Genomic DNA, 22,732 nt, shown 5'->3' on the forward strand with positions numbered 1-22,732 from the left:
CAATAGGCTCGATAAGCAACGGAGCCGTATCTATTCTGGAGGTCGAGATGACCGTCGCCATTGACCGGGCCGATCCGTACGAGGCGTACAAGCGATTGCGTGAACAAGCGCCGGTGCACCGGATCGAGGGGCCGATGGGCGCCGAGATCTGGCTGGTCAGCCGGTACGAGGACGCCCGCGCGGCGCTGAGCGACCCGCGGCTTTCCAAGCATCCGCGGCACGCGCCGCAGTGGGTGCGCGACCTGGGCCTGGTCACCGAAAGCGAGAACCCACTCGGCGTCAACCTGCTGTCCACCGACCCGCCGGACCACACCCGGCTGCGCCGGCTGGTCACCAGCGCCTTCACCCGGCGACGGATGGAGGCGCTCCGGCCGCGAGTCCAACAAATCACCGACGCACTGCTGGATGAAATGGCCGGCGGGACCGAGGCGGATCTGCTCGCCGCGCTGGCTTTTCCGTTGCCAGTAACGGTTATCTGCGAGCTGCTGGGCGTGCCCTTCGCCGATCGGCACGACTTTCACCGGAACACCAGGGCGAGCATTTCGCCGGAGTTGACGCCCGAGGGATTAGCCGCACAACGCGAGGCCCGTCGGTGGATGCGCGACTACATGACGGGTCTGGTGGCGAATGCTCGCGTACGAGTGGACCCGACGCTGCCGCCGGACGAGCTGCCCGATCTGGTCAGCGCTCTGGTGGTGGCCGCGGACGAACGGGACGGGCTGTCCGAGGACGAGCTGGTCGGCATGATCCAGCTGCTGCTGGTGGCCGGCCACGAGACCACCGTCAACCTGATCGGGAACGGCATGCTCGCCCTGTTGTGCCACCCTGACCAGCTGAAACTGCTTCGCGAGCGACCCGAGCTGGTGGTGCCGGCAATCGAGGAACTGCTCCGCTTCGACGGTCCTGTCGAGCGGGCCACGCCGCGCTACACGGTCCAGGACGTGGAAATCGCCGGCGTGACGATCCCGGCCAACAGCATGGTGTCGGTCGTACTGGCCGCCGCCGACCACGACCCTGCGCACGCGCCGCAAGGCGACCAACTCGACATCACCCGGGCCACCCCATCCCACCTCGCTTTCGGCCACGGCCTGCACTTCTGCCTCGGTGCCCCGCTCGCCCGGCTCGAAGGTCAGATCGCGATCGGTACGCTCGTACGCCGCTTCCCGGACCTGGCCCTTGCCGTCTCGCCCGAGAAGTTGCGGTGGCGTGACAACGGAATCACCAGCATCATCCGCGGTCTCGAAGAGCTCCCGATTCGGTACTAGTGTAGGTAGATTTGTTGTAATTTACGCCGCCTGACGCGTGACATCGCCCGATCTCGGTGGCGCTGACCGGTCGCGCAACGGCGGGTGGTCGCCGCCGTCACCACTCACGTGTTGGGCGTAGTCCCGATTGCCGGTGCACAAGAAACGGTGACCGCACTACACGCCGGTCAGTACGGGGGCTCGCCGCTACGGCAGTGGCTGAGGCCAACGGCGACCAGCTGAGAGTGAGCGCCTGATGCACGAAGAGGGCATCCAACAGGCCCAGCAGCAGGGCACCGACACCACCGAACCGGATCACGAACGGCGCCAGTGGCGCGAGCCCACATCCTCGCCTACTACGCGCTGGACCCCGACCCCGACGAGGCAGCCCAGGAAACGGTGTACGAAGCCAGCTTCATCGTCCAGAAAGCCGCGCTGGCACGCTCGTACAGACCGCCTTGAGCACTGTGAGCTAACGCCGACTCTGTCACTGCGGGACATCTGCTCGGGTCGATGTGCTGATCTGGCTGTCGGCCTGCACGAAGTCGATCAAGAGGACGAAGGCAGAAGCAGGCTCGCGAGAGGACTCCCAACACTCACGAAACAGGTCGTGGTCAGCTTCCCATCACGGCCGCAACGGCGAAACCAACGACAGCAACGAGGCCGAGTACGACCGCCGCGATTGATGACTGACGCCTCATCGTCTGCTGATCGCGCCCACTCGGCGCCTTGCTCAGCCGCCGACCCGTAATGGCCTGGTAAGCGTTCAGGCCAGCCAGGAAGACGCAGCCGACGCTCATGACATACGGGGGAACAGCCGAAGTCATCCATTCATCCGTTCGTCCGGCGCCAGAGCGGACACAAGGCTGCCCGCACCATTAAAGTAGCAGCAGACCTGGAGGTCGTTGGCAAGGTGAACACGTCGAGCACGTCAAGGAACGATATCTGCACTATGTCGATTTATCCGGTGCCAATTGATGGTTGGGATGACCTGAGTACTTGGGGGTGGGATGAGGGCGCAAGTGTCCTCGGCCAAGGCGGCGTAGCCGGCCAACGTCGCCAACTGAGGTTCCCCCAGAACCTCAATTGAACGCGCGCGCTCTCTATGTTTCGTTGAGGTTATTGTGAAAGTATGCAATTCCTGATTACCCATACGCGGCCATATTGTCGGTGCCGGCGGTAGAATTAATGTCATGGCCGCCGGCGACGACACCACCACTCCAGAACTCTGGAGGTGTGACCCGGACGAGCTCGGTGAGCTGCTGCAGGCAAAAGAAAAAGCGGTCCGGCTACTGCAGGTCGAAGTGCTGGACATTGTCGCGGCGATCCACCGAGGAAACGTCGGCAAGACGCTCGGACACCGCAACACCCTGGGCATGCTGCAAGACCTCCTGCGACTGTCCCCCACAGAGGCATCCCGACGCTACAAACGAGCCCTGAACCTGTGCCCCAGCCAAGCCCTGACCGGGGAAACACTCGCACCCACACTCAGCATAGCGAGTGAGGCGATGCGCCGCGGGGAACTCGCCGACTCCCAGATCGACACGATTGTTGGGGTCGTGACCAGGCTCCCGGCCAGGGTGACCATCCAGGATCGTGAGGAAGCCGAAGCGTCGCTGGTGGAGCACGCGAAACGGTACACCGCACCCGGCCTAGCCAAAGTTGGCCGACGGATCCATGATCACCTGGACCCTGACGGACCGGCGCCGTCCGAACACGAAAACGAGACACCACGCCGCGAACTGTCCCTGCACACCGGGACAGACGGGCGCCTGAACTTCAGTGGCTCGTTCGACGGGGAAACCGGCACTTTGTTCAGTGAAATTCTGAGCCCCCTGACTAAACCCCGCCCGGCTGAGAATGGCACCCCTGATCAGCGGTCAGTGTCCGAGCGCAACGGGGACGCGCTCGCGGAAGCCCTGAATCTGATCGCGGACTCCGGGAAACTCCCCATCCAGGGCGCCGAGCGGCCGCATCTCACCATCACCATCAGCTGGGACACGCTCCGAGACCGCCTCGGAGTCGCCTACCCACACAGCGGCGCACCGATTTCCCCCGAAGGCGTCCGCCGGCTCGCGTGTGACGCGGACATTATCCCGATGGTGCTGGGCAGCGACAGCGTGCCCCTGGATGTCGGACGCAACGAACGACTCATCACACCAGCCCTACGCAAAGCCTTGATAGCGCGAGACAAAGGCTGCGCCAGATGCGGCCGACCACCCCGCTGGACCAGAGGGCACCACGTGCAGCACTGGGCCGATGGTGGGCATACCTGCCTTGACAATTGCGTACTCCTGTGCGACCGCTGCCATCGATTAGTGCACCACGGCGGCTGGGACGTACGCATCGTCAACGGAATCGTTGAATTCCTACCGCCCGCGTACGTTGACCGCGAACGAAGACCCATCCGCGGGATTAACCAGCTCGCCACATAGAACATCCACCCGGCCGCCGGGCACTATCACGCCCGGCGGCCCACAACCCTGCTATGTGCGAGTTGCTCCATCAGTGCGGAGAGTTTTCCCTGGATATCGATCACCTGCCGAGCCTTGCCCAGCTCGCCGACCAGGCGCTCTTTTTCCTTGTGCAGCTGGACGTTCTCCCGATCCCGCGGGTCGGCCGCAGGCCGCCCCGCGGGATCGACCAGCCCCGCCAGCGCTCCTTGGTCCCGCTAAGTCCGCCACGCCAAGATCAGCGACGTATACGAGCCTTCCCGTCGCAGCAGGGCACCCTTGTCCGCTTCATCCAACTCCTCGTACTCAGCCAGAGTCTTTACCTTGCAAGACACGGAATACTGTCGCGACCGCGCCTTCGCCGGAACCTCAGGATCAGGCACCAGGGATGCCGGAAATGCGGCGGAAGTACGATTCGGCGTTCCGTGCGGGAGCGGTGTGGATTGTGCGTGAGACGGACAAGACGGTCGCGCAGGTGGCTCGGGACCTGGGGATTGTGACTCAGACGCGGGAAACTGGGTCAAGGCTGATCGTGTCGAGAGTGGCTCACGAAGCCTGTGAGCGGTTCCAAAATCCGCCGACCCGATTACCTACCCAACGTTGCTTGACGAGGTACTAAATAAGATAGGTCCGGGTCGGGTCCAGGTCCATCTGGGCGATCTGCCTGCTGGCGCCCCACGGATTCGGCGCGAAACCCAGGACATTGCGCCATCCGGTGACGGTCCCGTCCGCGCCGATCCCGACGATGTCGGCTTTGCCGTCGCCGTCGAGATCGGCGAACTGGGTCCGGTCCGGGTTCGGATCCATCGCGGCGATCTGGGTCGGGCCGCCGGCCCACGGATTCGGCGCGAAACCCAGGACATTGTGCCAGGCGAGCACCTTTCCGTCCGGGCCCACCGAAATCAGGTCCGCCTTGCCGTCGCCATCGAGATCGGCGAACTTGATCCGGGTCGGATCGGGGTCGAGTGCGGCCAAGTGGGTTTGGCTGCCGCCCCACGGGTTTTCGGCGAACCCGCGGATGTTGCGCCACCCGGTAACGTTGCCGTCCGCGCCAATCGCGATGATGTCGGCCTTGCCATCGCCGTCGAGGTCCGCGAACTGTGTTCGCGCCGGGTCGGCGTCCATCTCGGCGATCAGGGTTTTCGCGCCGTCCCAGGGCGGCGAGGCAAACCCACGTCCGTTGTGCCACGCGTAAACCCGGCTCGCATTCGGGTTGGTCGGGTCAGGTTCGATCGAGATGATGTCCTTTTTGCCGTCGCCGTCCAGGTCCGCGAACCTGGTTCGTCGCGGATCCGTACTCATCGACGCGACGGCCAGACTGGCGCCCCAAGGCATGGTGTCGAATCCCTTGACGTTAATCCACGCCCGAATGGCACCGGCCGTGTCGATACCGGCGATGTCGGCTTTTCCGTCGCCAGAAAGGGATGCTCGTACGGACGTGGCCACGGTGGTGTTCGCGACGCCGAAATACGCGGTGCAACCAGCTTCCGCGAGCTGCTCGACGCGCTGCCCGTCTGCCGAGGCCAGCAGCGGGGAACTGTAGTTGTCGCAGGCATCCGCGGCATTCGACACTCGTACGGGCGCGGGCGCTCGCCGCCAGCTGCCATATTCGTTGACCAACATGACCTGGCCGCTGTCCGCGGCGACCGTACCGTTGGAGTTGTACATGAACTGGCCGACCACCACCAAGGTTCCGCCCGGAATTCCGGAATTCAGCCACTCGACCGTCGGCGCGTGCCCGGCGTACTCGCCGTCGGCACCGAGCACCGAACCAACAGTGGCGGGATCGCCCCAGTCCCAGCCGTCCGCCGACGTACGCATGCGGACCTCGCAGTTTCCCTGCCAGCTGCCACAGAACTCGTAGGTCATCACGTACGAGCCGTCGCCGATCTTACGTACGACGGCCATGCCCGGCCGGTTGGCCCGGGTCGCGCTCGCCACCACATCGCGTTTTTCGGACCAGTCATGGAGATCACTGGTCCGCGCCTCAGCGAGTTTCTGGTCGTGCTGGGCCTGCGCGGTGAGGTCGTCGGAGTAATAGACCGCGAGTTCGGCATTCTTGGTGACGGCGAACTCCGGCTCCCAGAAAGCGCGGTTGCTGGCCGCCGTGCTCGGCGCGCTGACGATCGAGCCGGCGAACGACCACGTTCCGCCCTGATTCGTGCTGGTCCACAGCCGCAGCTCCGCGGTGCCGCGGCTCGAACCGGTCGAGGTCGCCCACAGCAGGGTCCCCGCCGGGTACGCGCCCACCGCGGCCGGCAACTCGTACAAAGTCGTGCAGCACAACGCGCCGCCAGCCGAGGCTGGGTCGGCGATGGTGGCGGTCCGCGTCCACGTCCGGCCGTCATCGGTACTGCTGAAGATGCGACCGACGCCGTCGCCGCTCGCGCCCACCCTCGCGTCGCCGGATGCGACCAAAGTGCCGTTCGCGGCGCCGTTGTGGGCCAGCCGAATGAGCCGCGGGTAAAAGATCGGGTCCGGCAGTTGGGACACATAGCCCGCCGCACTGGCCCCGGTGGACGCGGTCGCCGCCGGCGGCGCCCACCCCAGGCCGGCGATGACCAGCACTGCCGCCAGTACGACGCTGAGAGGTTTCACCAGATTCTCCCCGGAAAGGCGGTGGGCCGACGGGACCGTACGGCAGCGGATGGCGACGGTCAAGGCCGTATCGCCGCCCAGTCGGAATCTGCCGACGATGTTAAGAATCTTTGACATCTCGTCACTGTCGCCTTACCTTGGGTGTTGTCAAAGTTTCTTAACATCGGGAGTGGTCGTGGCGTACGAGGAGAAACGGGCCTGGATCATGCTCGTGGTCACGATCTGTGGATACGCGACCTATCTTGTGCTGATTCTCGGGCAAACCAGAACGGTCCCACTCACCGCGGTGCCCTATGTGGCACCCATGCTATGGACCATCGGCGGCGCCATTGTCGTGACAGTTGCCTTCACCATCGCAACGGCGGTCATCTTTCCTCAAGATGCCAACAAAAAGGACCGACGTGACCGGGAAATCGGCAGGTTTGGCGAACACGTCGGTCAGTCGTTCGTGGTGATCGGCGCGGTCGCGGCGCTGCTGCTGGCCATCACCCAGGTGAGCTATTTCTGGATCGCGAACGCCGTTTACCTGGCCTTCGCGCTGTCGTCCATCCTTGGCTCAGTGGCTCGGATTTTCGCCTACCGCAGAGGTTTCTGAAGATGGTGAAGCCGACCCGAGTCACGAACATCATTCGCTCGCTGCGCTTGGCGCACGGCCAGATGACCCAGGCCGAGCTCGCCGACCGCATCGGCGTGACGCGGCAAACTGTCATCGCGATCGAGCAGGGCCGCTATTCGCCGTCCCTTGAGATGGCCTTCCAGATCGCGCACGTTTTCCACGTCCCGCTGGACGACGTTTTCCACTATCCGCAGAACTCAGGAGAAACATCGTGAAAGCCATGGTTCAGGACACGTACGGCTCCCCCGATGTGTTGGAGTTCAGGGACATCGACAAGCCCCCTATAGGTGCCGATGAGGTGCTCGTACGGGTACGAGCCGCCGGTGTCGACCCGGGCGTGTGGCACCTGATGGCGGGCCAGCCGTATCTGTTGCGGGTGATCGGCTTTGGTTTGCGGGCGCCGAAAGTGCGGGTACGCGGCCGAGACGTCGCCGGATCCGTCGAGGCAGTCGGTGAAAACGTCACCGATCTGCGCGTCGGTGCCGAGGTCTTCGGGATCTGCGAAGGCTCATTCGCCGAGTATGCGAGCGTACGAGCGGATAAATGCGCGCCGATGCCGGCGAGCCTTCGCTTCGACCAGGCCGCCGCCGTCCCGGTCTCCGGCATCACCGCGCTGCGAGCTCTCCGAGATGCCGGCCAGGTGCGAGCCGGCCAACGGGTGCTGGTCGTCGGAGCCGCCGGTGGCGTCGGGACTTTCGCCGTACAGCTTGCCAAAACGTTCGGAGCGCACGTCACAGGCGTCTGCAGTACGACGAAAGTCGACCTGGTCCGCTCGCTCGGCGCCGACGAGACCATCGACTACACCCGCGAGGACTTCACCGATCGGACCGGCCATTTCGACCTCATCCTCGACATCGCCGGCAACCGGCCGCTGTCCCGGCTCCGCCGTTCCCTCGCACCACGCGGGACTCTGGTCATCGTCGGCGGCGAGGGCCGGCGCTGGCTCGGCGGGATGGATCGCCTGCTCCGGGCGGTCGTCCTGTCGATGTTTCTCAGCCAACACCTGCGTGGAGTGTTTCCGCAAGAGAACAGGGAAGACCTGATGATCCTGCGCGAGCTGATCGAGGACCGCAAGATCACCCCGGTCATTGATCGTACGTACGCGCTAGCCGAAACGCCGGACGCGATTCGCTATGTCCACAAAGGACATGCCAGCGGCAAAGTAGTCGTCGTCCTCTGACCACCATTTGTTGAGCTAGGAATCTCCTAGAATGGGGCACTCATCAGTGACGCTGCCCGCTTGTCGACTTCAAGAAGGACGCGTATCGCCGTTTCCACCATCTCCGGATCAATACCGCCGATGGCCGCGTCGGTGGCTTTCCGGGCGTACGCGTACATACTCTCGAAATGCGCTGCCCCAGCTTCAGTGAGAGCCACCATCGGTGTGGGATTTTCGGGATGATAGGCAACAAAACCCAATTCGGCGGTACGCTCCAGCAAGTTGATCACGGCTGGGCGGGCCAGATCCATGCGTCGGTCCAGCTCAGCGACCACCTCGTCGACAGCAAGCGCTGTCACCTTCTCTTTCAACAGCACCAACAGCATCCAGCTCGGGAAGTCGGAACCGGCCTCGGCGAGGGCACGACGGTGCAGCTTGCCGATTTTGCGGGCGGCCTCGCCGAGCGCCAGGCCAAAACTAGGAAGGGGATGCTCGGTCATGTGAATCCTCCAGGACGAGATTAGATGGACCATCCAACGTTGGAGTGTCCAACACTACCCGAGATTGTTGGAGGTGCCAACTATCTGTTAGCTTTGATGCCATGGAGTTCGCCGAAGATGCCGCCCCCACCACGCGACTCGCCCTGCCGAGCAGGCTGCTCAACCTGGCGGCCATCTCCGCCAACCGGATCACTGATCTGGCACTGAAGGACACCGGCTCTCGGCGGTATCACTACACCCTCCTCTCGACCCTGGACGAGAACGGACCGTCGAGCCAGGCGGATCTGGGTCGCTGCACCCGCATCGATCGCAGCGAGGTCACCGAAACGATCAACGACCTGGCCGAGCGACGCTTCGTCACCCGTACGCCCGACCCCGCCGACCGCCGGCGCAACATAGTGTCGATCACAGCGGCCGGAAGAAAGCACCTCGCGACACTGCGGAAGCTGCTGACGGACGCCCAGGCTCAGCTCCTGGCGGCGCTGTCTCCCGACGAACGGACGACTCTCGTCACGCTGCTAACCCGGGTCATTGGCACCGCAGCCGTACGAGACTGAGCCGATTACCAGAGGTTCATGGAGCTGCTGAAGATCGCCGCGAGGTCTTCGGCGGTGACGGCTTTCGGTGCGATGGCGAGCAGGCGCTGTTGTTTTAGCGCTCCGCCGACCAGATCGTCAATGTCACCGGCGTGATAGCCGACCTCGGCGATGCCATTGGGCATACCGATGTCATGCATCAGGTCCGCCAACACAGTGGGCAGGAACGCAGCCGGGTCCGCTGGCGGTTCGGCATCGGGCGCCAGTAAGGTGGCGGCTCGTAGATGACGATCAGGGGCCGCATCGAACGTGAAGCGAAAGGCTTCCGGCGCGGTCAAAGCCGCGGACATGCCGTGCGGGATCATCGGCTCGTCGTTCGGGTAGTCCTTCGGACGGAAGTCCTTGACACGCCCGGCGATCGGGTACGCGTTGGCGTGCGGGATGTGGACACCGGCGTTTCCGAAGCCCATGCCGGCAAAAGTCGCGGCCAGTGCCATCGACTCGCGCGCTTGGACATCGCCACCGTCGCGTACCGCGCGCCGAAAGGAAGTCGCCATCAACGAAAGTGCCTTCTCCGCCCACATGTCCGCGATCGGATTTGAACCACAGTAAGGAACCCGCTGGTCGGCGGCCTTGCGCTCGTACGTCGTGTACGGCCGGGCCGTGTAGCTTTCCAGCGCGTGGCAAAGAATGTCCATGCCAGCGCAGGCGGTCACCCCGGCCGGTTGACTCACCATCAGGCTCGGGTCAACGACCGCCAGCGTGGGCCGCAACAATGCGTGGCTGATGCCGGCTTTTACCTTCAGATCAAGGACGTCCAGCACGCAGACAGTGGTGCTTTCACTGCCCGTGCCAGTAGTGGTCGGCACCGCGACCAGCGGCATGAGCGGCTGGGTCGGCGCCTTTCCCTGCCCCACCGGAACATTGACGTAGTCCAGCAGTGTCCCGGGATTGGTGGTCAGCAGGTTGATCGCCTTGGCGGTGTCGATGCTGGATCCGCCCCCGACCGCGACAAACGCGTCCCAGGGCCCCAAATCTCGCCCGTACGCAACGGCCTCTTCCAGACTGGCGTCGGTCGGCTCGATATGCACCTGGTGGTAAATGACCGCCTCGATGCCGAATTCCTTCATCCGCTCGGCGACCCGCTGCGGACTGCCGGACGCGGCCACACCGGCGTCGGTGACGATGAGCACCCGCTTCGCGCCGGTCAGGCTGAGGTCGTAGCCGATCTCGTCGGCCGCCCCACTTCCGAACTTCAGCCGCGGCGCGCCGTACGTGAAGACGCTTTCCGGGTTGTGCGCCACGTGCTGTCCTCCGTCAGTAATGCTTCCCATCAGCGGCGGTCTTCGTAGCTTTCCGGGATGACGTGCATGGCGGCTTCCTCCGCCGAGGCGCCGCCGCCGTCGATGCCAACATCGCGGGCCCAGTAGTCCGGCTCGTCGTCGCTGACGTCATCGGGCGAGGCCAGCCGGCCGGCGCGTACGTCCCCGACCTGGTCGTCGATGAGCTCACCGTCGGTGTCGGCGCTGTCACCCAGTCCGTCACTGTCATCTGTGTCGCTCACGTCCGGCACCTCGCGGGCCAGCCGGCGTCCAACGTCCTCGTGCCCGCGGGCCTCCCTCGCGGTGGTCCCCCAGGCAGTCAGCTCAGAAGGGCGCTCCGGTGGCGAATAACCGTCGTCGACATCGCCGCCCAGCTCGTCGTCATCCAGGCTTTCCTGCGGCGACAGCAGACCCGAGTCCGGGTCCTCGTCCGGCGGCAGCGCGTTCTGCTCGGATGCCACTTGGTCACATCCCTTCGATCAAGCGGTTACCGCGGATGTTAGGGCTTGTTCCGGCATCCCGCAGAGACTGGCCTAGACCTCTTCCCCCGAGGGCGCCGGGTCCGGCACCGTGGCGAGCAGCTCCGCTGGCGCGGTGAGCCGCCAGGCCTCGAAGACCAGCTCGGACAGCTCGTCCAGCTCGACGCCGGCCAAACAGACCACCACCCAACCGAACCCGCCGGAGCTGAACTGCTCTTCGAAAACCGCCGGCCGCTCGGCCACCAGCGCCCGCTGCTCGGACAGCGTCTGCTTCAGGCCGACCGTCTGCGTACGTGGCCAGAAATAGCCGAACTTCTTCCCTCTCACGCTGAAAGAGCTGTACCGGCTGCCTTCGGCGCGCTGGACGTCGACGAGCGCACCCAACACTCGGAAGAACTCGTCACTGCTCACCGCCACACTCACAGTATAAGTCCGCAACGCCCCGCTGCTTGCGGCTGGCGCAAGTAACGGGGCGTTGCGGCGAACGCCGAATCAGGCAGCGGCGGTGGCCGCCGCCGGGCCTTCGGTCTCCACGTACCCGTAGACCTCGGGCAGGATGAAGCGGGCCGCGAGGAAACCGACCAGCGAGATGACCGAAACGATCGCGGTCGCGAGAGCCGTGCCGGCCGCGGCCAACAGCACCGGGAAGAGTACGAGCGTGACGAACGCGGCGAGTTTCACGAACATGTAACCGAAACCGGACGCGGTCCCCTTGTACCGGCTCGGCGCGACCATCGACGTAATGGTCATGCCGTTAGACGCATCCCAGTAGTGGCCCCACATCAGCGCGGCGGCCGCGACCAGCAACAAAATGCCCTGGTCCAGCCAGATCGCCACCGCGGCCAGCAGCAGCGAGAGGAACGCGATGCCATATCCCCACTGGGAGATCCCGCGATGGCCGATTTTCGGGGTAATCAGCGGCCCGACGAAACCGGCGACCGCGGCGATGCAGTAGATCCCGAGCGTCAGCAGGTTGGTGCCGACCACGTTGTTCTTGGAAATGCCGACGACCACCAGAATGGTCGGCAGGTAGAACCCGAAAGCACCGAATTCCGCGCCTTGGCAGGCATTGGAGATCCAGGCGAAGATGCTGGCCCGGCGGCGGGTCTCGTCGGCCCAGATGCTTTTCAGGAAGTCGCGAGTGGACGGCCGATCGATCTGGAAGTCCTCGTCCGGCAACATGTCCAGCGAATCGCCGAACATCTGCTGCGACACCTGCTTGGCCTTGGTGAATTTTCCGCGCTGGATGAGCGAGAGCGCGGTGTCCGAGATCTTCAGCCGGCCCAGCAGCAGGGCCAGCGCCGGCACCGCGCCGAGCGCGAGGCCGATGCGCCACAGCGTCTCGTGGTCGATGCCAAGGAAGAACATCACCGTGATGACAGCGATCGCGACGATCTCGCCAATGGCGAACATTCCCTGCCAGCGGTTTCCCATCACCTCCCGCTTGCCGCGGGGCATCGCCTCCATGATGTACGCGTACCCAGAGGAAATGTCGCTGCCCAACGGGAATCCGAGCAGGAAGCGGATGAAAATCAGCTCCCACATGCTGGTGACGAACCCTTGCGCGAGCGCCAGCACCACAAACAGGATCATCGTGGTGATGAAGACCTTCTTGCGGCCAAACTTGTCGGCGATCCAGCCGCCGGCGAAGCAGCCAATCAACGCGCCCAACTGAACCGCACCGGAGGCGAGGCCGACCAGCAGCGGATCGCTGCCGAAATCCTTCTTGATGAAGATCAGCAGGAAGGAGATGGAATAGAGATCCCATGCCTCAATGAGAATCGTGGAAATCATCAGCCAGCCAGCGCGACTGCCGCTGGCCGTACCAGGCTGGTTCATCACTCGCTGCGCGGCCTCGTCGGAGAGCGCGCGCAGCTCCCCTTGGGACATGGCCATCGGTGCCTCCCGCAACTGCTGGACAAAGACTTCGGGCATCCAAGCACTGCCATGGCAGTGATGTCAACCACGTCCGGGTAGCACTAGTTTGCCTTGTTTTGTCGGGGAGGGCGCGCGATCCGCCGAGCAGTGGTCTGGTCGCCGGTGAAGAAATGCTCCGGCAGAGCGCGTTGGATGCGCTGGAAATCGGTCAGTACGAAACGTAAATGCTCGCGCAACCGTTGCTGGGCCATGGCCAGATCGCCGGCCACCAACATGTCCACCACCCGCCGGTGATCGGCCGCATACTCGCGAATGGGCCGGTAGCCCTTCAGTCCGATATAACGCACCCGGTCCAGGTGCGCCTTCGCACCGGACACGGCGGCCCAGGCGGTTTGGTGGCCGGCGATATCCAGCAGCGTACGGTGAAACTCCTCATCCAACGGATAGAATTCGTCCCGGGTCCGACAACGATCCTGCGCGGCAAGAATTCTGCGCAGTTCCTTTTCATGCTTCGCGGTGAAATTCGCCGCGCATTGTGCCAATGAAGCGATTTCGATGGACTCTCGTACGAACTGCGCCTGCCGGACCAGCGACGGGTCGATGGCGCTCACATACGTCCCACTCTGCGGCCGCACCTCAACCAGCCCTTCGTGCGCGAGCAGCATCAGCGCCTCGCGGACGGGCGTACGGCTGAGGCCCAGCGCCACCGCGCGCTCGTTCTCGGACAGCAGCGCACCGGGCGCGTCCGCGCCGGTGATGATCGCGTGCCGGATCGCCTGATAGGCGCTTTCCCGGGCGGACGCGGCTCTGGTCACCCGGGCATTATCGGCCGAGAGCCGCCGTTGACACAACTGCCATGGCAGTGTTCGATGACGGCGTACGGATGGAGAAGGGGAGCCGGTGAAAGCGGTCGTCGTACACGGCGTGGCGGACCTGCGGATCGACGAGGTCCCCGAGCCCGCCCACTGCCCGCCGGGATCGGTGATCGTCGAGGTCGACTACGGCGGGATCTGCGGCTCTGACCTGCATTACGTCTCGCACGGCAGCGCCGGCACCAGCGTGCTGCGCCATCCGCTGGTGCTGGGTCACGAACTTTCCGGCCGAATAGCGCGAATCGCCGACGATGTCCTCGATTTACGTGTTGGCCAGCCAGTCACCATCCATCCCGGCACCGGCTGCGGAGAATGCCGCTATTGCCAGGGGCAACTCGCCCATCTGTGCGTACGGATGCGCTATTTCGGGAGTGCCGCTCACGATCCGCACACCGACGGCGGTTTCGTACGACGCAAAGTCGTGCCGGCCAGCCAGATTCGGCCGTTGCCACCCTGGGTCGATCTGCGGTCGGCCGCGGTGGTCGAACCGTTGAGCGTCGCGCTGCATGCCGTCCGGCGGGCTGGCGAGCTGGCCGGCAAAACCGTACTCGTCAACGGGACCGGGCCGATCGGGGCACTGGTGGTGGCTATCGCTCGGCGGCTGGGCGCGGCCCAGGTTTACGCGGTGGACATAGCATCGGCGCCGCTGGCGATCGCGAAAGCCTTGGGAGCACACGAAACCATCGACGCGTCGACTGTTTCGGAGTTGCCGGAGGCCGAAATCGCTTTCGAGGCGTCCGGTTCACCGGCCGGGCTCAGCAACGTCGTCCGCTGGCTGCCGCGGCGGGCGACCCTCGTGCAGGTGGGAAATCTTCCGGTTGGCGCGGTCTCCGTCGACCTTTCCGCGCTGGTCAGTAAGGAAATCAGCTATCTCGGCTCATTCCGGTTCGACCGGGAGATCACCGATGCGATTGACTTTCTGGCTACCGGCCTGGACGTGACGCCCCTGATCACTCACGTTTTCGAAGTGGCCAAGGCAGAAGAGGCCTTCGCTGTTGCTCGCGACCGGGCCGGCGGAGCCGGCAAGGTGCTCCTGGACTTCACCAGCGAACCAGGTCACCTATGACCGCGCCACGGCTGGTGCATCTGGGTTTGGGAGTTTTCCACCGATCCCACCAGGCCTGGTACACCGAGCAGGTGAACAGGGCCGGCGGCGATCCTTGGCATTACGCGAGTTTCACCGGTCGCCGGCCCGATGCCGCCATCGAACTCGCCCGGCAGGACTGCGCGTACACCTTGCTGATCCGGGCCGCCGACGAAGACCGGGCCGAGCCGGTGTCGAGCATCGCGGTCGCAGCCGATGGCGCGAATCACCAGCTGTGGAACCACTATCTCGCGGATGCGCGGACGGCCCTGGTCACGTTGACCGTCACCGAGGCGGGCTATCGGTTGCGCTCGGACGGCGGTCTGGACACCGCGGCGGCCGACATTCGTGCGGACGTACGAGCGACCCTTGCCGGCGAACAGCCGCGTACGGCGGTCGCCCGACTGGCCGCCGGCCTACGCGCCAGGATGCGCGCCGGCTGCGGTCCCCTTGCGATCGTGAGCTGCGACAACCTCGCTGGCAACGGAGAAACGACCCGGCGCGCGGTGCTGGAATTCGCCGATCTCGTCGATCCGACCCTGGCCAGCTGGATCGCCGCCGAGATTTCCTTTGTTTGCACCATGGTCGACCGGATCACGCCCGGAGTCGAGCCGGCGGACCTGGCCACCGCCGAGCGGCTGACCGGCCGGCCAGACCGGGTGCCAGTGGTCGCCGAGCCGTTCACCGACTGGGTGCTGGCCGGCGACTTTCCGGCCGGCCGACCGGTTTGGGAGCTCGCCGGCGCGCGTTTCGTGGACGATGTGCGACCGTACGAGATGCGCAAACTTTTCCTTCTCAATGGCGCCCACTCGATGCTGGCCTACCTGGGCCTGGCTCGCGGGCACGCGACGGTTTTCGATGCCATCGGCGATCCGGTGTGCCGACAGGCGGTCGAGCAGGTCTGGACCGAGGCCGGCCCGCTTTTGCCGTTTACCAGCGATGAAATCGGCCGAGCAAAGGCCGATCTGCTGGAACGTTGGGGAAATCCGCGCATCGACCACCAGCTGGCCAAGATCGCCCTGGATGGCTCAGAGAAACTGCGCGTACGGATGGCTCCTGTCTTACGGTCGTACGCCGGTCAACAACCGCTCGGGCAGGCAACGCTGCTCGCTGCCTGGCTGGTCCATTTGCGGGCCGGCGGGCAAGATCCGGGCGCGGCCGGGCTCGCCGACGGCAGCTTGCCGGCTGGGGCGGCCGCGGTGCTGCGCCAGGTGGTGCCGGAGTGGGACGACCAGGGTGCGCTCGCCGCGGTTATCGCACACACCGCCGCCGAAATCGAGGAAAGGCGTCATCACCGATGAGAATCCGCGCCGCGGACGTGATTGTCACCAGCCCGGACCGCAATTTCGTCACGCTCAAGCTGACCACCGAGGACGGCGTGACCGGCCTCGGCGACGCCACCCTCAACGGCCGCGAACTGTCGGTCGCGTCTTACTTGTCCGATCATGTGGCACCGCTGCTGATCGACCGGGACGCCGGCCGGATCGAGGACACCTGGCAGTTCCTCTACCGCTCGGCATATTGGCGGCGCGGCCCGGTCACGATGGCCGCCATCGCCGCTGTGGACGTCGCTTTGTGGGACATCAAAGCGAAAATGGCCGGGATGCCGCTCTATCAACTGTTTGGCGGCGCATCCCGCAACGGCATTCAGGCGTACGGACATGCCAGCGGCCGTACGACAGAGGAGCTTTTCGACTCGATCCGGGCTCATCGCGAGCAGGGATACACCGCGATGCGGATCCAGACCGCTGTCCCAGGTCTGAAAGCCGTATATGGCGTGGCCTCGCAGCCTTCCGTCGACGGCAAACGATATGACTATGAGCCGGCTCAGCGGCAGGCATTCCCGCCGGAGGAAGACTGGGACACCCGCGCATATCTGCGCCACCTGCCGACGGTTTTCGAGTCCGTACGCAACGAATTCGGTCCCGAGCTGCCGTTGCTGCACGACGGCCACCACCGCATGACGCCTATTCAGGCGGCCAAACTGGGCAAGGCACTGGAGCCGTACGACCTGTTCTGGCTGGAAGACTGCACCCCGGCGGAAAACCAGGCGGCGCTGCGGCTGGTCCGCCAGCACACCACCACTCCGCTCGCGATCGGTGAAATTTTCAACACCGTCTGGGATTACCAGACGCTGATCCAGGAACAGCTGATTGACTACGTACGCTCGGCGGTCACCCACACCGGCGGCATCACCGCCATGCGCAAGATCCTGGATTTCGCGGCCCAATACCAGATCAAGTCAGGAATCCACGGGCCCACGGACATTTCTCCGGTCGGCATGGCCGCCGCACTACACCTGGATCTCGCGATCCACAACTTCGGCATCCAGGAATACATGCGGCACGGCACCGCGACCAACGAGGTTTTCCAGCAGACGTTCACTTTCCAGAACGGCTACCTTCATCCCGGCGAACAACCCGGCATCGGGGTCACCCTCGACGAGGAAGCTGCCGCCCGCCACCCGTACGCGCCGGCCTATCTGCCCTTCAACCGCCTCGCCGACGGCACGATCCACGACTGGTAGTGCTCACTCGAGACATACGCGGTCGCTTTCCTGCCCGGAGAGAAAGAGCGCGATTTCACCGCCCTCTTCGACAACATGCGTGCGGTCAGCGGGAGAAAGTCGGCGCAGCGCGGTAACTGTCACGGTGTCCGCCTCGACTGTCCAAGTGGCGGCGACTCGGCCGTCGACCAGCACCACGCGCGCGCCGGCGATCGACAGGCCGCGGTGCGCGTCGTCGACGATCCGGCCACGATCCTGATAGCCCAGGAGCGCGTTGTCGAACGCCGGCAGGAACCGCACCGGAGCGGGAGTGTCGGGGTCCGGGCGCGGCGCGTCGGGCAAGTCGAGCAACTCGCGGCCGCGCTCGTCCCGGAAGGTGACCAGCTCGGCACGTACGGCGGCCACCGCGGCGGGCAACCCGGCGAGGCCGCACCAGGCCCGCAGGTCGGTGGTCGTGGCTGGACCAAACGCGGCCAAATAACGTCGTACGAGCGCTTCCCCCACCGGATCCGAGCCATCCGCGGCCAGCGGGTCGATCTCGCGCCCCAACCAGCGGGAAAGCGGCACATTTCGCACTCCGGCCTGCTGCCGCCACAACCCGCGTGGGGGCAGTTGCGCCATCGGGACGAGCGCGGCGGCCACCACCTCGCCCAGCGCCCGCCGCCCCGGCGCCGGCCAGCGCTGCTCGAGCAGCGCTGCCACCTCGGCCATCGAACGGGGCTCGCCGTCGGCCACCGCCGCCCGGGCGGCTGCCGCGAGCTCGTCGAGATCGATCCCGGCGAACTCGCGACGGTACGCACCGAGTGCTCGCTGGCGCAGCATGGCGTCGTGTCGGGCTCGCCAGGCCAGCACGTCGGCGGCGGTCATGAGGTGGACAGTGCGCCGCATCAGGTGCGTACGCACCAGCCGCCGCTGGACCACCAGGTCCGATAGCAGCACCGGGTCGAAGGCGCTCAACCGTGACCACAACCCGACGAAAGGCTCCTGCGGCTGCTGGGCCTGCAGCCCGCACAGGTGCCCGACGGCATCGAGAACCGGCAGGTCAGCGCGGTCGAGGAGCAACTGTCGGGCGAGCGTGGCACGGTTGAGCGCCCGAGTGTCGAGGGTGGTCATTACGCCTTGGGGGTGTCGAGTGTCTCGCGCAGAATGTCCGCATGGCCGGCGTGCTGCGCGGTCTCAGCGATGACGTGCATCAGGACCGTACGCACGCTCCAGGTCGCGCCCGGCTGGTGCCACGGCGCCGCCGGCAACGGCTGGCCCGCCGACAGATCCGGAACACCCGCGATGATCTTTTCGGTAGTCGCGGCCACTTGTTCGTACCGCTGCACAATCCCGCCCACCGTCTCACCGGGCAGCATCTGGAAGTCCTGCTCGCGGTCGATGGCCCACTGCGGGAACTCGCTTGCCGTACCAGCCGCGAAGTCCGCCCAGGTGACGCCGTCGGGCAGGTCATAGCTCATCGCCGACGGCCCTTCGACCACGAAGCGAAGCCACTGCGCCTCGGTGGACGTCACATGTTTGACCAGGCCGCCCAGACACAAAGCGCTGACCGTCGGGCGCTCGCCGGCCTGCTCGTCGCTGATCCCTTCGATGGTCCTGGTCAGGGCGGCGCGGGCGGTCGCGAGCGCGGCGAGCAGGTCGACCCGCTCGGCATCGGTAGTGGTGGTCACGGTGTTCGGGCCCCTTTGGTCGCGGTCATTTCCTGGTACGAGGCAACCATCCCAGCAGTAGCGGTCAGCATGCGTCCTCTTCTCGTACGAATGGAAACCGCGGGATTAGTTCACTGCCAGGCCGGCGGCCAAATCGGGTAGCGCACCGCGGGCGCGCGCACCGCGGATCGGGTCGAAGTAGTCGTGCGACTCGACGATCTTTCCGTCTCGTACGCGCATCACCATGACCGCGGGCATCAGGAAGACTTTCCCGTCCGGATAGGTGAACTCGTAGCTGAACTCGGCCACCACCACCTCCGGGTCGGCGCCGTCGTGCAGGACCAGGTCGACCACCCGGCGGGTGAACTCCGGCCGGAGTCCGTCGGCGAAGGTGAAATGTTCCCGCACATCCGCGCGGCTGAGCAGCGGCGGCCGGTCTGGCGTCGCGAACGGATGACGTACGTCAGTCTCCTCCGCGTAGAGGTCGGCCAATCCGTCCAGCCGGTCGTCCACGACGCCGTTGATCAACTGCAGAAAAACGTCCCGAGGTTTGGCGCTCATCAGCGTGCTCCTATGATCCGAAGTGACGACTCCGATTATACGGAGTGACGACTTCGGATGGCAAACGACATGATGCGTGCGGACGCACAGGACAACCGGCGGCGGATTCTGGCGGCGGCCGAAAAGGTGTACGGCTCCGGCGAGGACGCCTCGACCGAACGGGTCGCCGAACTGGCCCACGTCGGGATCGCGACTGTTTTCCGGCACTTCCCCACCAAGGCGGCGTTACTGGAGGCTGTCCTGGTCACCCGGCTGGAGCGCCTACGCGAGCAGGCGCAGGCGCTGTTGGGGGCGGCCGACCCCGGCGCGGCGCTGACGGGGTTCTTCGCTCACCTGGTCGCCGACGCCGCCGGCAAGCTCGCGATCGCCGGGGCGTTGCAGGCCAGTGGCGGCGACGGGACGGACGCCGAACGCGCGTCGTACGCACTGCATGCGGCAGTTGGCGAGCTGCTTACCCGAGCTCAGGAAGCCGGTGCCGTACGCGCCGACCTGGGGCTGGACGAGTTCTACGCGCTGCTGATCGGCGCGTCCCGCGGAGTCGCCGCGATGGATCTCGACGAGACGGCCCGCGACCGGATGCTGGACGTGGTGTTCGCCGGGCTACGGCCAGTGGACGGCGAGCCGCGTACGTCATAGCGTACGAACGCGGCTGCCGGCCACCTTGTGTTAGTCGCTGTCGTCGTCTGATTCTTCGGCTTTGTCTTTGGCGGCCTTCACGTCGTCGTAGAAGCTGATGCCGCCCTGGATCCAGGCGGTCAATGCCTGCTGGATCGCCTGGTCAGTCTTCATTTGGCAGGCCACCCAGCGAAACGGCGCGAGCGTCAGGCCCTCGTCGGCGCGCCCGCCGAAAAGGATCGACTGGGCACGCAAGGCGCCAGGATCGGCGTCCTCATCGCCTTCCTCGATCATCTCGTAGAACAGCCCGATCAGCTGGCCCACGGTGTAAACCCGGCCGTGGGTGAGGGTTTTCTCCAGGAAACTCATCAACATCTCGCCGTTGTCGCCGGCGAAGCTCTGCAGAATCTCGGCCGTCGCCCCCGACACCGCGATGACAAACCCGTGAATGCCGAAGTTGATGCCGAAAACCCAGCGATTGCCGGTGCCGGCGGCGGTCGTCAGGGCCGCGGCCAAACCGTCGCATGCCGTGGTCAGCTGGATGGTGCTTTGGCCGTCGTCCGCGGCCGGCTTTTCGCGTCCCTGGAAGCCAGCCGCGGTTTTCGCGCCGCTGATCGAGGCTGGTCCGAGTGCGCCCCTGTCCCCCGGTATGGACGGCAGCGGCGCGGCCGCGAGCAGGTTGTAGATGACCGTCGCCGCGTTGTAGCAGGAAGGCTCGTGACTGCCCGCCGCCAGCGATGGGACCGACCCCTGCACTATCTCCTGATAAACATCATCGTCGTCCGAGTTTTGGGTGAGATCCACCTCGATCACCATGGAGAGCAGTTGGTTGAAGCCGATCCCGTACGCCGTCGCCTTCGCCGCCAGCAGCAACCGCTGACCACATCCGATGACCATGCAGGTGACCGGGGCGAGCTGGACTTGAAGCGTCGGCCAGAGCAACGGTGGGACCAGCGAAACAACATCCGCGGTCGGCACCGTGACCACACCATCAGTTGGGTCCTGCAACGTACATAAGTCATCTTGGACTTGCGTCAACGGCCCTGTGTGGTCAGTGAACTCGACGGTGTCTTCCTGCTCATCGTGAACAAACCTGACGAACCGGTACGTCTGACCAACGACCAACTGCAGCCCTCCAGGACCGGGAGCAGGCCCCGGGCCAGGCCCCGGCACGGGATCGGGCGGCGGCGGATCGGTGCCCCGACGCTGCTTCTTCGAGGCTGGCTCGCCGGGTGTTTGCGCTGGCTGATTGCCTTGAGACTCGTCGAGCTTACGTTTCTCGCCATGCTGGTTTTGGCCTGGCTGCACGTTTCCTCCCCGCCTGGTCCGGTGTGCGGCCCCGGTCTGGCCGACGCCGACACCGGGGACGGTACGCGCACTGTCGCCCTTCAGACCAAAAATTCTTGCAACCGTTGGAAACCTGCCGTATCAGCCGGATTCTTCGGTCTGTTAAGGCGATTTCCAGCTAAACCTGCACGGTCGTAAATGCGTCCACATCCGAGGCCCAGAGATAATGTGCCTGGAACAGTTCGTACTGTTCCTCGATGCTCTGAGTCCAGGCCGTCACGTCAGCGTCCTTCGGGTGGTCGAGCAAATGCTTGACCACCTCGGCCACGGTGCCTCTGGGGAACTTCTTCGCGGCGAGGTTGTCCAGGGTGTCCTGGATCTTTTTCGCAGTGGCCGTGAAACTCGTGATGATATTCAGGGCCGCGTCCTGCGGAGTCTGGCCGCCGGGGAGCCGCTGCGTGAGGTTCTCCTTGATGGTCTTGTTCACCTCGGCAGCGCGGACGAATTTGGTCTTCAGTACGCCATCAGCGTGGGTGGGTTTGAGCGCCAGCCAGGTGGCCGACAAAGTCGCGTTCTTGGGACTGTCCAGGAAGTAGAAGTCTCTGATGCCTGTCGCGTTGAGCAGCACACTGCTGCGGCGCGCACCATCCCGCAGTTTCCTCGTACCGAAGGAAAACCCGTTCGCGCCAACGACCTTCGCGCCGGCGGTGACCTTTCCCCGCAGGCCCGCGGCGACTCTTTCGGCCAATGAAGTCCCGCTGTATTGCTGGCCGCTGTAGCAGGACAGCAGCACGATGGTGCCTTTGTACGTGGCTGGGATGCCCAGTCCCGGAGCGGTCAGCAGCTCGAGCAGTTTCTTCGTGTCGATGCTGCCCAAGTCGCCGGTGGACGGATTGCCGTGGCTCGCCACGTAGAGCGCCTCCAGCTCGCGGAGCTCGGAGAAGTCGACGCCGGTTTTGAGCTCGTTGACCTCCTGGTCGAGCCGGCCGAGCTTGATCTGGTGGACCTGCTTCAGGATCGCGTAGTCACTGCTGGAGCCGTTGACCGAGATCACCGCGCACCCTCCGATGAATTTGGCTCTGTTAAGCCGTAAATGAGTGTCGCCAGGCTAGCCGCGGCAACGCCGGAGCAGCATCGGCCGGACATCCGCCGGATACGGACTGTCAGGCTGTCATCACGGACCGAACGAGGGTGGCGGTCGATCTTGCCTCCACGTAGGTCTCGCCGACGCGATCGAGTCCCCAGCGAACGATTGCTCGTTCGACCATTGGCTGACCACTTTCGTCGCCGGACAGCCAAATCGTCAGGGACGTTCTCCATCCGCGCGACGTTCCGACATTCTTCAGATGAGTAAGAGTGCCGTAGCGGCAGGC

General features: G+C 65.0%; 22 protein-coding genes. 10 read left to right on the plus strand and 12 right to left on the minus strand.

Annotated features, from left to right (window positions below; translation table 11 throughout):
- Nucleotides 1–47: 47 nt before the first annotated feature.
- The gene (locus tag ABD301_RS37100; protein WP_279581818.1) at nucleotides 48–1,265 is read left to right on the plus strand and encodes a cytochrome P450 family protein; all 1,218 of its coding nucleotides are present in this window, start codon (nucleotides 48–50) and stop codon (nucleotides 1,263–1,265) included.
- 1,172 nt (nucleotides 1,266–2,437) lie between these two features.
- Nucleotides 2,438–3,679, plus strand: coding sequence for an HNH endonuclease (locus ABD301_RS37105; RefSeq protein ID WP_344314797.1), 1,242 nt, complete (start codon nucleotides 2,438–2,440; stop codon nucleotides 3,677–3,679).
- Nucleotides 3,680–4,312: 633 nt separating this feature from the next.
- Here the strand turns inward: ABD301_RS37105 and ABD301_RS37110 are convergent.
- Nucleotides 4,313–6,412, minus strand: coding sequence for an FG-GAP-like repeat-containing protein (locus tag ABD301_RS37110; protein WP_344314798.1), 2,100 nt, complete (start codon nucleotides 6,410–6,412; stop codon nucleotides 4,313–4,315).
- A gap of 58 nt (nucleotides 6,413–6,470) precedes the next feature.
- Here ABD301_RS37110 and ABD301_RS37115 point away from each other — a divergent pair, with 58 nt between their 5' ends.
- Genes ABD301_RS37115 through ABD301_RS37125 form a run of 3 tightly spaced genes read left to right on the plus strand, consistent with a single transcriptional unit; the run spans nucleotide 6,471 to nucleotide 8,091 of the window.
- Complete coding sequence (locus ABD301_RS37115; RefSeq protein ID WP_344314799.1) at nucleotides 6,471–6,890, plus strand: hypothetical protein; 420 nt, start codon at nucleotides 6,471–6,473, stop codon at nucleotides 6,888–6,890.
- Between the two features lie 2 nt (nucleotides 6,891–6,892).
- A complete protein-coding gene (locus ABD301_RS37120; RefSeq protein WP_163571251.1) occupies nucleotides 6,893–7,126 on the plus strand; it encodes a helix-turn-helix transcriptional regulator in 234 nt (77 codons plus the stop codon).
- A 5-nt stretch (nucleotides 7,127–7,131) separates the two neighbouring features.
- Nucleotides 7,132–8,091, plus strand: a complete 960-nt coding sequence (locus ABD301_RS37125) for an NAD(P)-dependent alcohol dehydrogenase (RefSeq protein ID WP_279581834.1) — start codon at nucleotides 7,132–7,134, stop codon at nucleotides 8,089–8,091.
- 26 nt (nucleotides 8,092–8,117) lie between these two features.
- Here the strand turns inward: ABD301_RS37125 and ABD301_RS37130 are convergent, their stop codons facing one another.
- Nucleotides 8,118–8,570, minus strand: coding sequence for a MarR family winged helix-turn-helix transcriptional regulator (locus tag ABD301_RS37130; protein ID WP_163571248.1), 453 nt, complete (start codon nucleotides 8,568–8,570; stop codon nucleotides 8,118–8,120).
- Nucleotides 8,571–8,671: 101 nt separating this feature from the next.
- Between ABD301_RS37130 and ABD301_RS37135 the strand changes: the two genes are divergently transcribed.
- The gene (locus tag ABD301_RS37135; RefSeq protein ID WP_163571246.1) at nucleotides 8,672–9,127 is read left to right on the plus strand and encodes a MarR family winged helix-turn-helix transcriptional regulator; all 456 of its coding nucleotides are present in this window, start codon (nucleotides 8,672–8,674) and stop codon (nucleotides 9,125–9,127) included.
- A gap of 5 nt (nucleotides 9,128–9,132) precedes the next feature.
- Here ABD301_RS37135 and ABD301_RS37140 read toward each other — a convergent pair whose 3' ends face one another.
- From ABD301_RS37140 to ABD301_RS37160, 5 genes are all read right to left on the minus strand, one after another.
- On the minus strand, nucleotides 9,133–10,440 hold the full coding sequence (locus ABD301_RS37140; RefSeq protein ID WP_344314800.1) for a hydroxyacid-oxoacid transhydrogenase: 1,308 nt from the start codon (nucleotides 10,438–10,440) through the stop codon (nucleotides 9,133–9,135).
- Nucleotides 10,440–10,889 carry a DUF5709 domain-containing protein gene (locus ABD301_RS37145; protein WP_279581814.1) on the minus strand — a complete coding sequence of 150 codons (450 nt, stop codon included), beginning with the start codon at nucleotides 10,887–10,889 and terminating at the stop codon, nucleotides 10,440–10,442. Before ABD301_RS37145 ends, ABD301_RS37140 begins: the two co-directional genes overlap by 1 nt.
- Before the next feature lie 72 nt (nucleotides 10,890–10,961).
- Entirely contained in the window at nucleotides 10,962–11,324 is a 363-nt protein-coding gene (locus tag ABD301_RS37150; RefSeq protein ID WP_163571279.1) for an MmcQ/YjbR family DNA-binding protein, read from the minus strand.
- Nucleotides 11,325–11,399: 75 nt separating this feature from the next.
- The gene (locus ABD301_RS37155; protein WP_344314801.1) at nucleotides 11,400–12,842 is read right to left on the minus strand and encodes an MFS transporter; all 1,443 of its coding nucleotides are present in this window, start codon (nucleotides 12,840–12,842) and stop codon (nucleotides 11,400–11,402) included.
- A 44-nt stretch (nucleotides 12,843–12,886) separates the two neighbouring features.
- Nucleotides 12,887–13,600 (minus strand): GntR family transcriptional regulator, encoded by a 714-nt coding sequence (locus ABD301_RS37160; protein WP_344314802.1) that lies wholly within the window; start codon nucleotides 13,598–13,600, stop codon nucleotides 12,887–12,889.
- A gap of 85 nt (nucleotides 13,601–13,685) precedes the next feature.
- On the opposite strand from ABD301_RS37160, the gene ABD301_RS37165 reads away from it, so the two are divergent.
- The 3 genes from ABD301_RS37165 to manD are packed head-to-tail and all read left to right on the plus strand — an operon-like array spanning nucleotide 13,686 to nucleotide 17,268.
- Entirely contained in the window at nucleotides 13,686–14,723 is a 1,038-nt protein-coding gene (locus tag ABD301_RS37165; protein WP_344314803.1) for an L-idonate 5-dehydrogenase, read from the plus strand.
- Nucleotides 14,720–16,042: a mannitol dehydrogenase family protein gene (locus tag ABD301_RS37170; RefSeq protein ID WP_344314804.1), complete on the plus strand. Its 1,323-nt coding sequence runs from the start codon at nucleotides 14,720–14,722 to the stop codon at nucleotides 16,040–16,042. Before ABD301_RS37165 ends, ABD301_RS37170 begins: the two co-directional genes overlap by 4 nt.
- Complete coding sequence (gene manD / locus ABD301_RS37175) at nucleotides 16,039–17,268, plus strand: D-mannonate dehydratase ManD (protein WP_344314805.1); 1,230 nt, start codon at nucleotides 16,039–16,041, stop codon at nucleotides 17,266–17,268. Before ABD301_RS37170 ends, manD begins: the two co-directional genes overlap by 4 nt.
- A 3-nt stretch (nucleotides 17,269–17,271) precedes the next feature.
- Here manD and ABD301_RS37180 read toward each other — a convergent pair whose 3' ends face one another.
- From ABD301_RS37180 to ABD301_RS37190, 3 genes are all read right to left on the minus strand, one after another.
- Entirely contained in the window at nucleotides 17,272–18,360 is a 1,089-nt protein-coding gene (locus ABD301_RS37180) for a winged helix DNA-binding domain-containing protein (RefSeq protein WP_344314806.1), read from the minus strand.
- Nucleotides 18,360–18,917: a DinB family protein gene (locus ABD301_RS37185; protein ID WP_163571240.1), complete on the minus strand. Its 558-nt coding sequence runs from the start codon at nucleotides 18,915–18,917 to the stop codon at nucleotides 18,360–18,362. The genes ABD301_RS37180 and ABD301_RS37185 overlap by 1 nt, the downstream gene beginning before the upstream one ends.
- Nucleotides 18,918–19,022: 105 nt before the next feature.
- On the minus strand, nucleotides 19,023–19,457 hold the full coding sequence (locus ABD301_RS37190; protein ID WP_163571239.1) for a nuclear transport factor 2 family protein: 435 nt from the start codon (nucleotides 19,455–19,457) through the stop codon (nucleotides 19,023–19,025).
- 57 nt (nucleotides 19,458–19,514) lie between these two features.
- On the opposite strand from ABD301_RS37190, the gene ABD301_RS37195 reads away from it, so the two are divergent.
- Nucleotides 19,515–20,093 carry a TetR/AcrR family transcriptional regulator gene (locus tag ABD301_RS37195; RefSeq protein ID WP_344314807.1) on the plus strand — a complete coding sequence of 193 codons (579 nt, stop codon included), beginning with the start codon at nucleotides 19,515–19,517 and terminating at the stop codon, nucleotides 20,091–20,093.
- A gap of 30 nt (nucleotides 20,094–20,123) precedes the next feature.
- Here the strand turns inward: ABD301_RS37195 and ABD301_RS37200 are convergent, their stop codons facing one another.
- Together ABD301_RS37200 and ABD301_RS37205 are read right to left on the minus strand one after the other, a co-directional pair.
- Nucleotides 20,124–21,050 (minus strand): hypothetical protein, encoded by a 927-nt coding sequence (locus ABD301_RS37200; RefSeq protein WP_344314808.1) that lies wholly within the window; start codon nucleotides 21,048–21,050, stop codon nucleotides 20,124–20,126.
- A gap of 487 nt (nucleotides 21,051–21,537) precedes the next feature.
- The gene (locus ABD301_RS37205) at nucleotides 21,538–22,413 is read right to left on the minus strand and encodes a hypothetical protein (RefSeq protein WP_163571237.1); all 876 of its coding nucleotides are present in this window, start codon (nucleotides 22,411–22,413) and stop codon (nucleotides 21,538–21,540) included.
- Between the last annotated feature and the right edge of the window lie 319 nt (nucleotides 22,414–22,732).

It is taken from the genome of Fodinicola feengrottensis, from assembly GCF_039530045.1.
Classification (GTDB): Bacteria; Actinomycetota; Actinomycetes; order Mycobacteriales; family HKI-0501; genus Fodinicola; species Fodinicola feengrottensis.

Excerpts from the sequence above, each read along its gene's own strand:
- ABD301_RS37155 (WP_344314801.1), bottom strand. The coding sequence starts at position 12,842 with ATGCCCGAAGTCTTTGTCCAGCAGTTGCGGGAGGCACCGATGGCCATG.
- ABD301_RS37120 (WP_163571251.1), top strand. The coding sequence starts at position 6,893 with ATGGTGAAGCCGACCCGAGTCACGAACATCATTCGCTCGCTGCGCTTG.
- ABD301_RS37140 (WP_344314800.1), bottom strand. The coding sequence starts at position 10,440 with ATGGGAAGCATTACTGACGGAGGACAGCACGTGGCGCACAACCCGGAA.
- ABD301_RS37195 (WP_344314807.1), top strand. The coding sequence starts at position 19,515 with ATGGCAAACGACATGATGCGTGCGGACGCACAGGACAACCGGCGGCGG.
- manD (WP_344314805.1), top strand. The coding sequence starts at position 16,039 with ATGAGAATCCGCGCCGCGGACGTGATTGTCACCAGCCCGGACCGCAAT.
- ABD301_RS37110 (WP_344314798.1), bottom strand. The coding sequence starts at position 6,412 with ATGTCAAAGATTCTTAACATCGTCGGCAGATTCCGACTGGGCGGCGAT.
- ABD301_RS37135 (WP_163571246.1), top strand. The coding sequence starts at position 8,672 with ATGGAGTTCGCCGAAGATGCCGCCCCCACCACGCGACTCGCCCTGCCG.
- ABD301_RS37190 (WP_163571239.1), bottom strand. The coding sequence starts at position 19,457 with ATGAGCGCCAAACCTCGGGACGTTTTTCTGCAGTTGATCAACGGCGTC.
- ABD301_RS37125 (WP_279581834.1), top strand. The coding sequence starts at position 7,132 with ATGGTTCAGGACACGTACGGCTCCCCCGATGTGTTGGAGTTCAGGGAC.
- ABD301_RS37100 (WP_279581818.1), top strand. The coding sequence starts at position 48 with ATGACCGTCGCCATTGACCGGGCCGATCCGTACGAGGCGTACAAGCGA.
- ABD301_RS37105 (WP_344314797.1), top strand. The coding sequence starts at position 2,438 with ATGGCCGCCGGCGACGACACCACCACTCCAGAACTCTGGAGGTGTGAC.
- ABD301_RS37180 (WP_344314806.1), bottom strand. The coding sequence starts at position 18,360 with ATGACCACCCTCGACACTCGGGCGCTCAACCGTGCCACGCTCGCCCGA.
- ABD301_RS37130 (WP_163571248.1), bottom strand. The coding sequence starts at position 8,570 with ATGACCGAGCATCCCCTTCCTAGTTTTGGCCTGGCGCTCGGCGAGGCC.
- ABD301_RS37170 (WP_344314804.1), top strand. The coding sequence starts at position 14,720 with ATGACCGCGCCACGGCTGGTGCATCTGGGTTTGGGAGTTTTCCACCGA.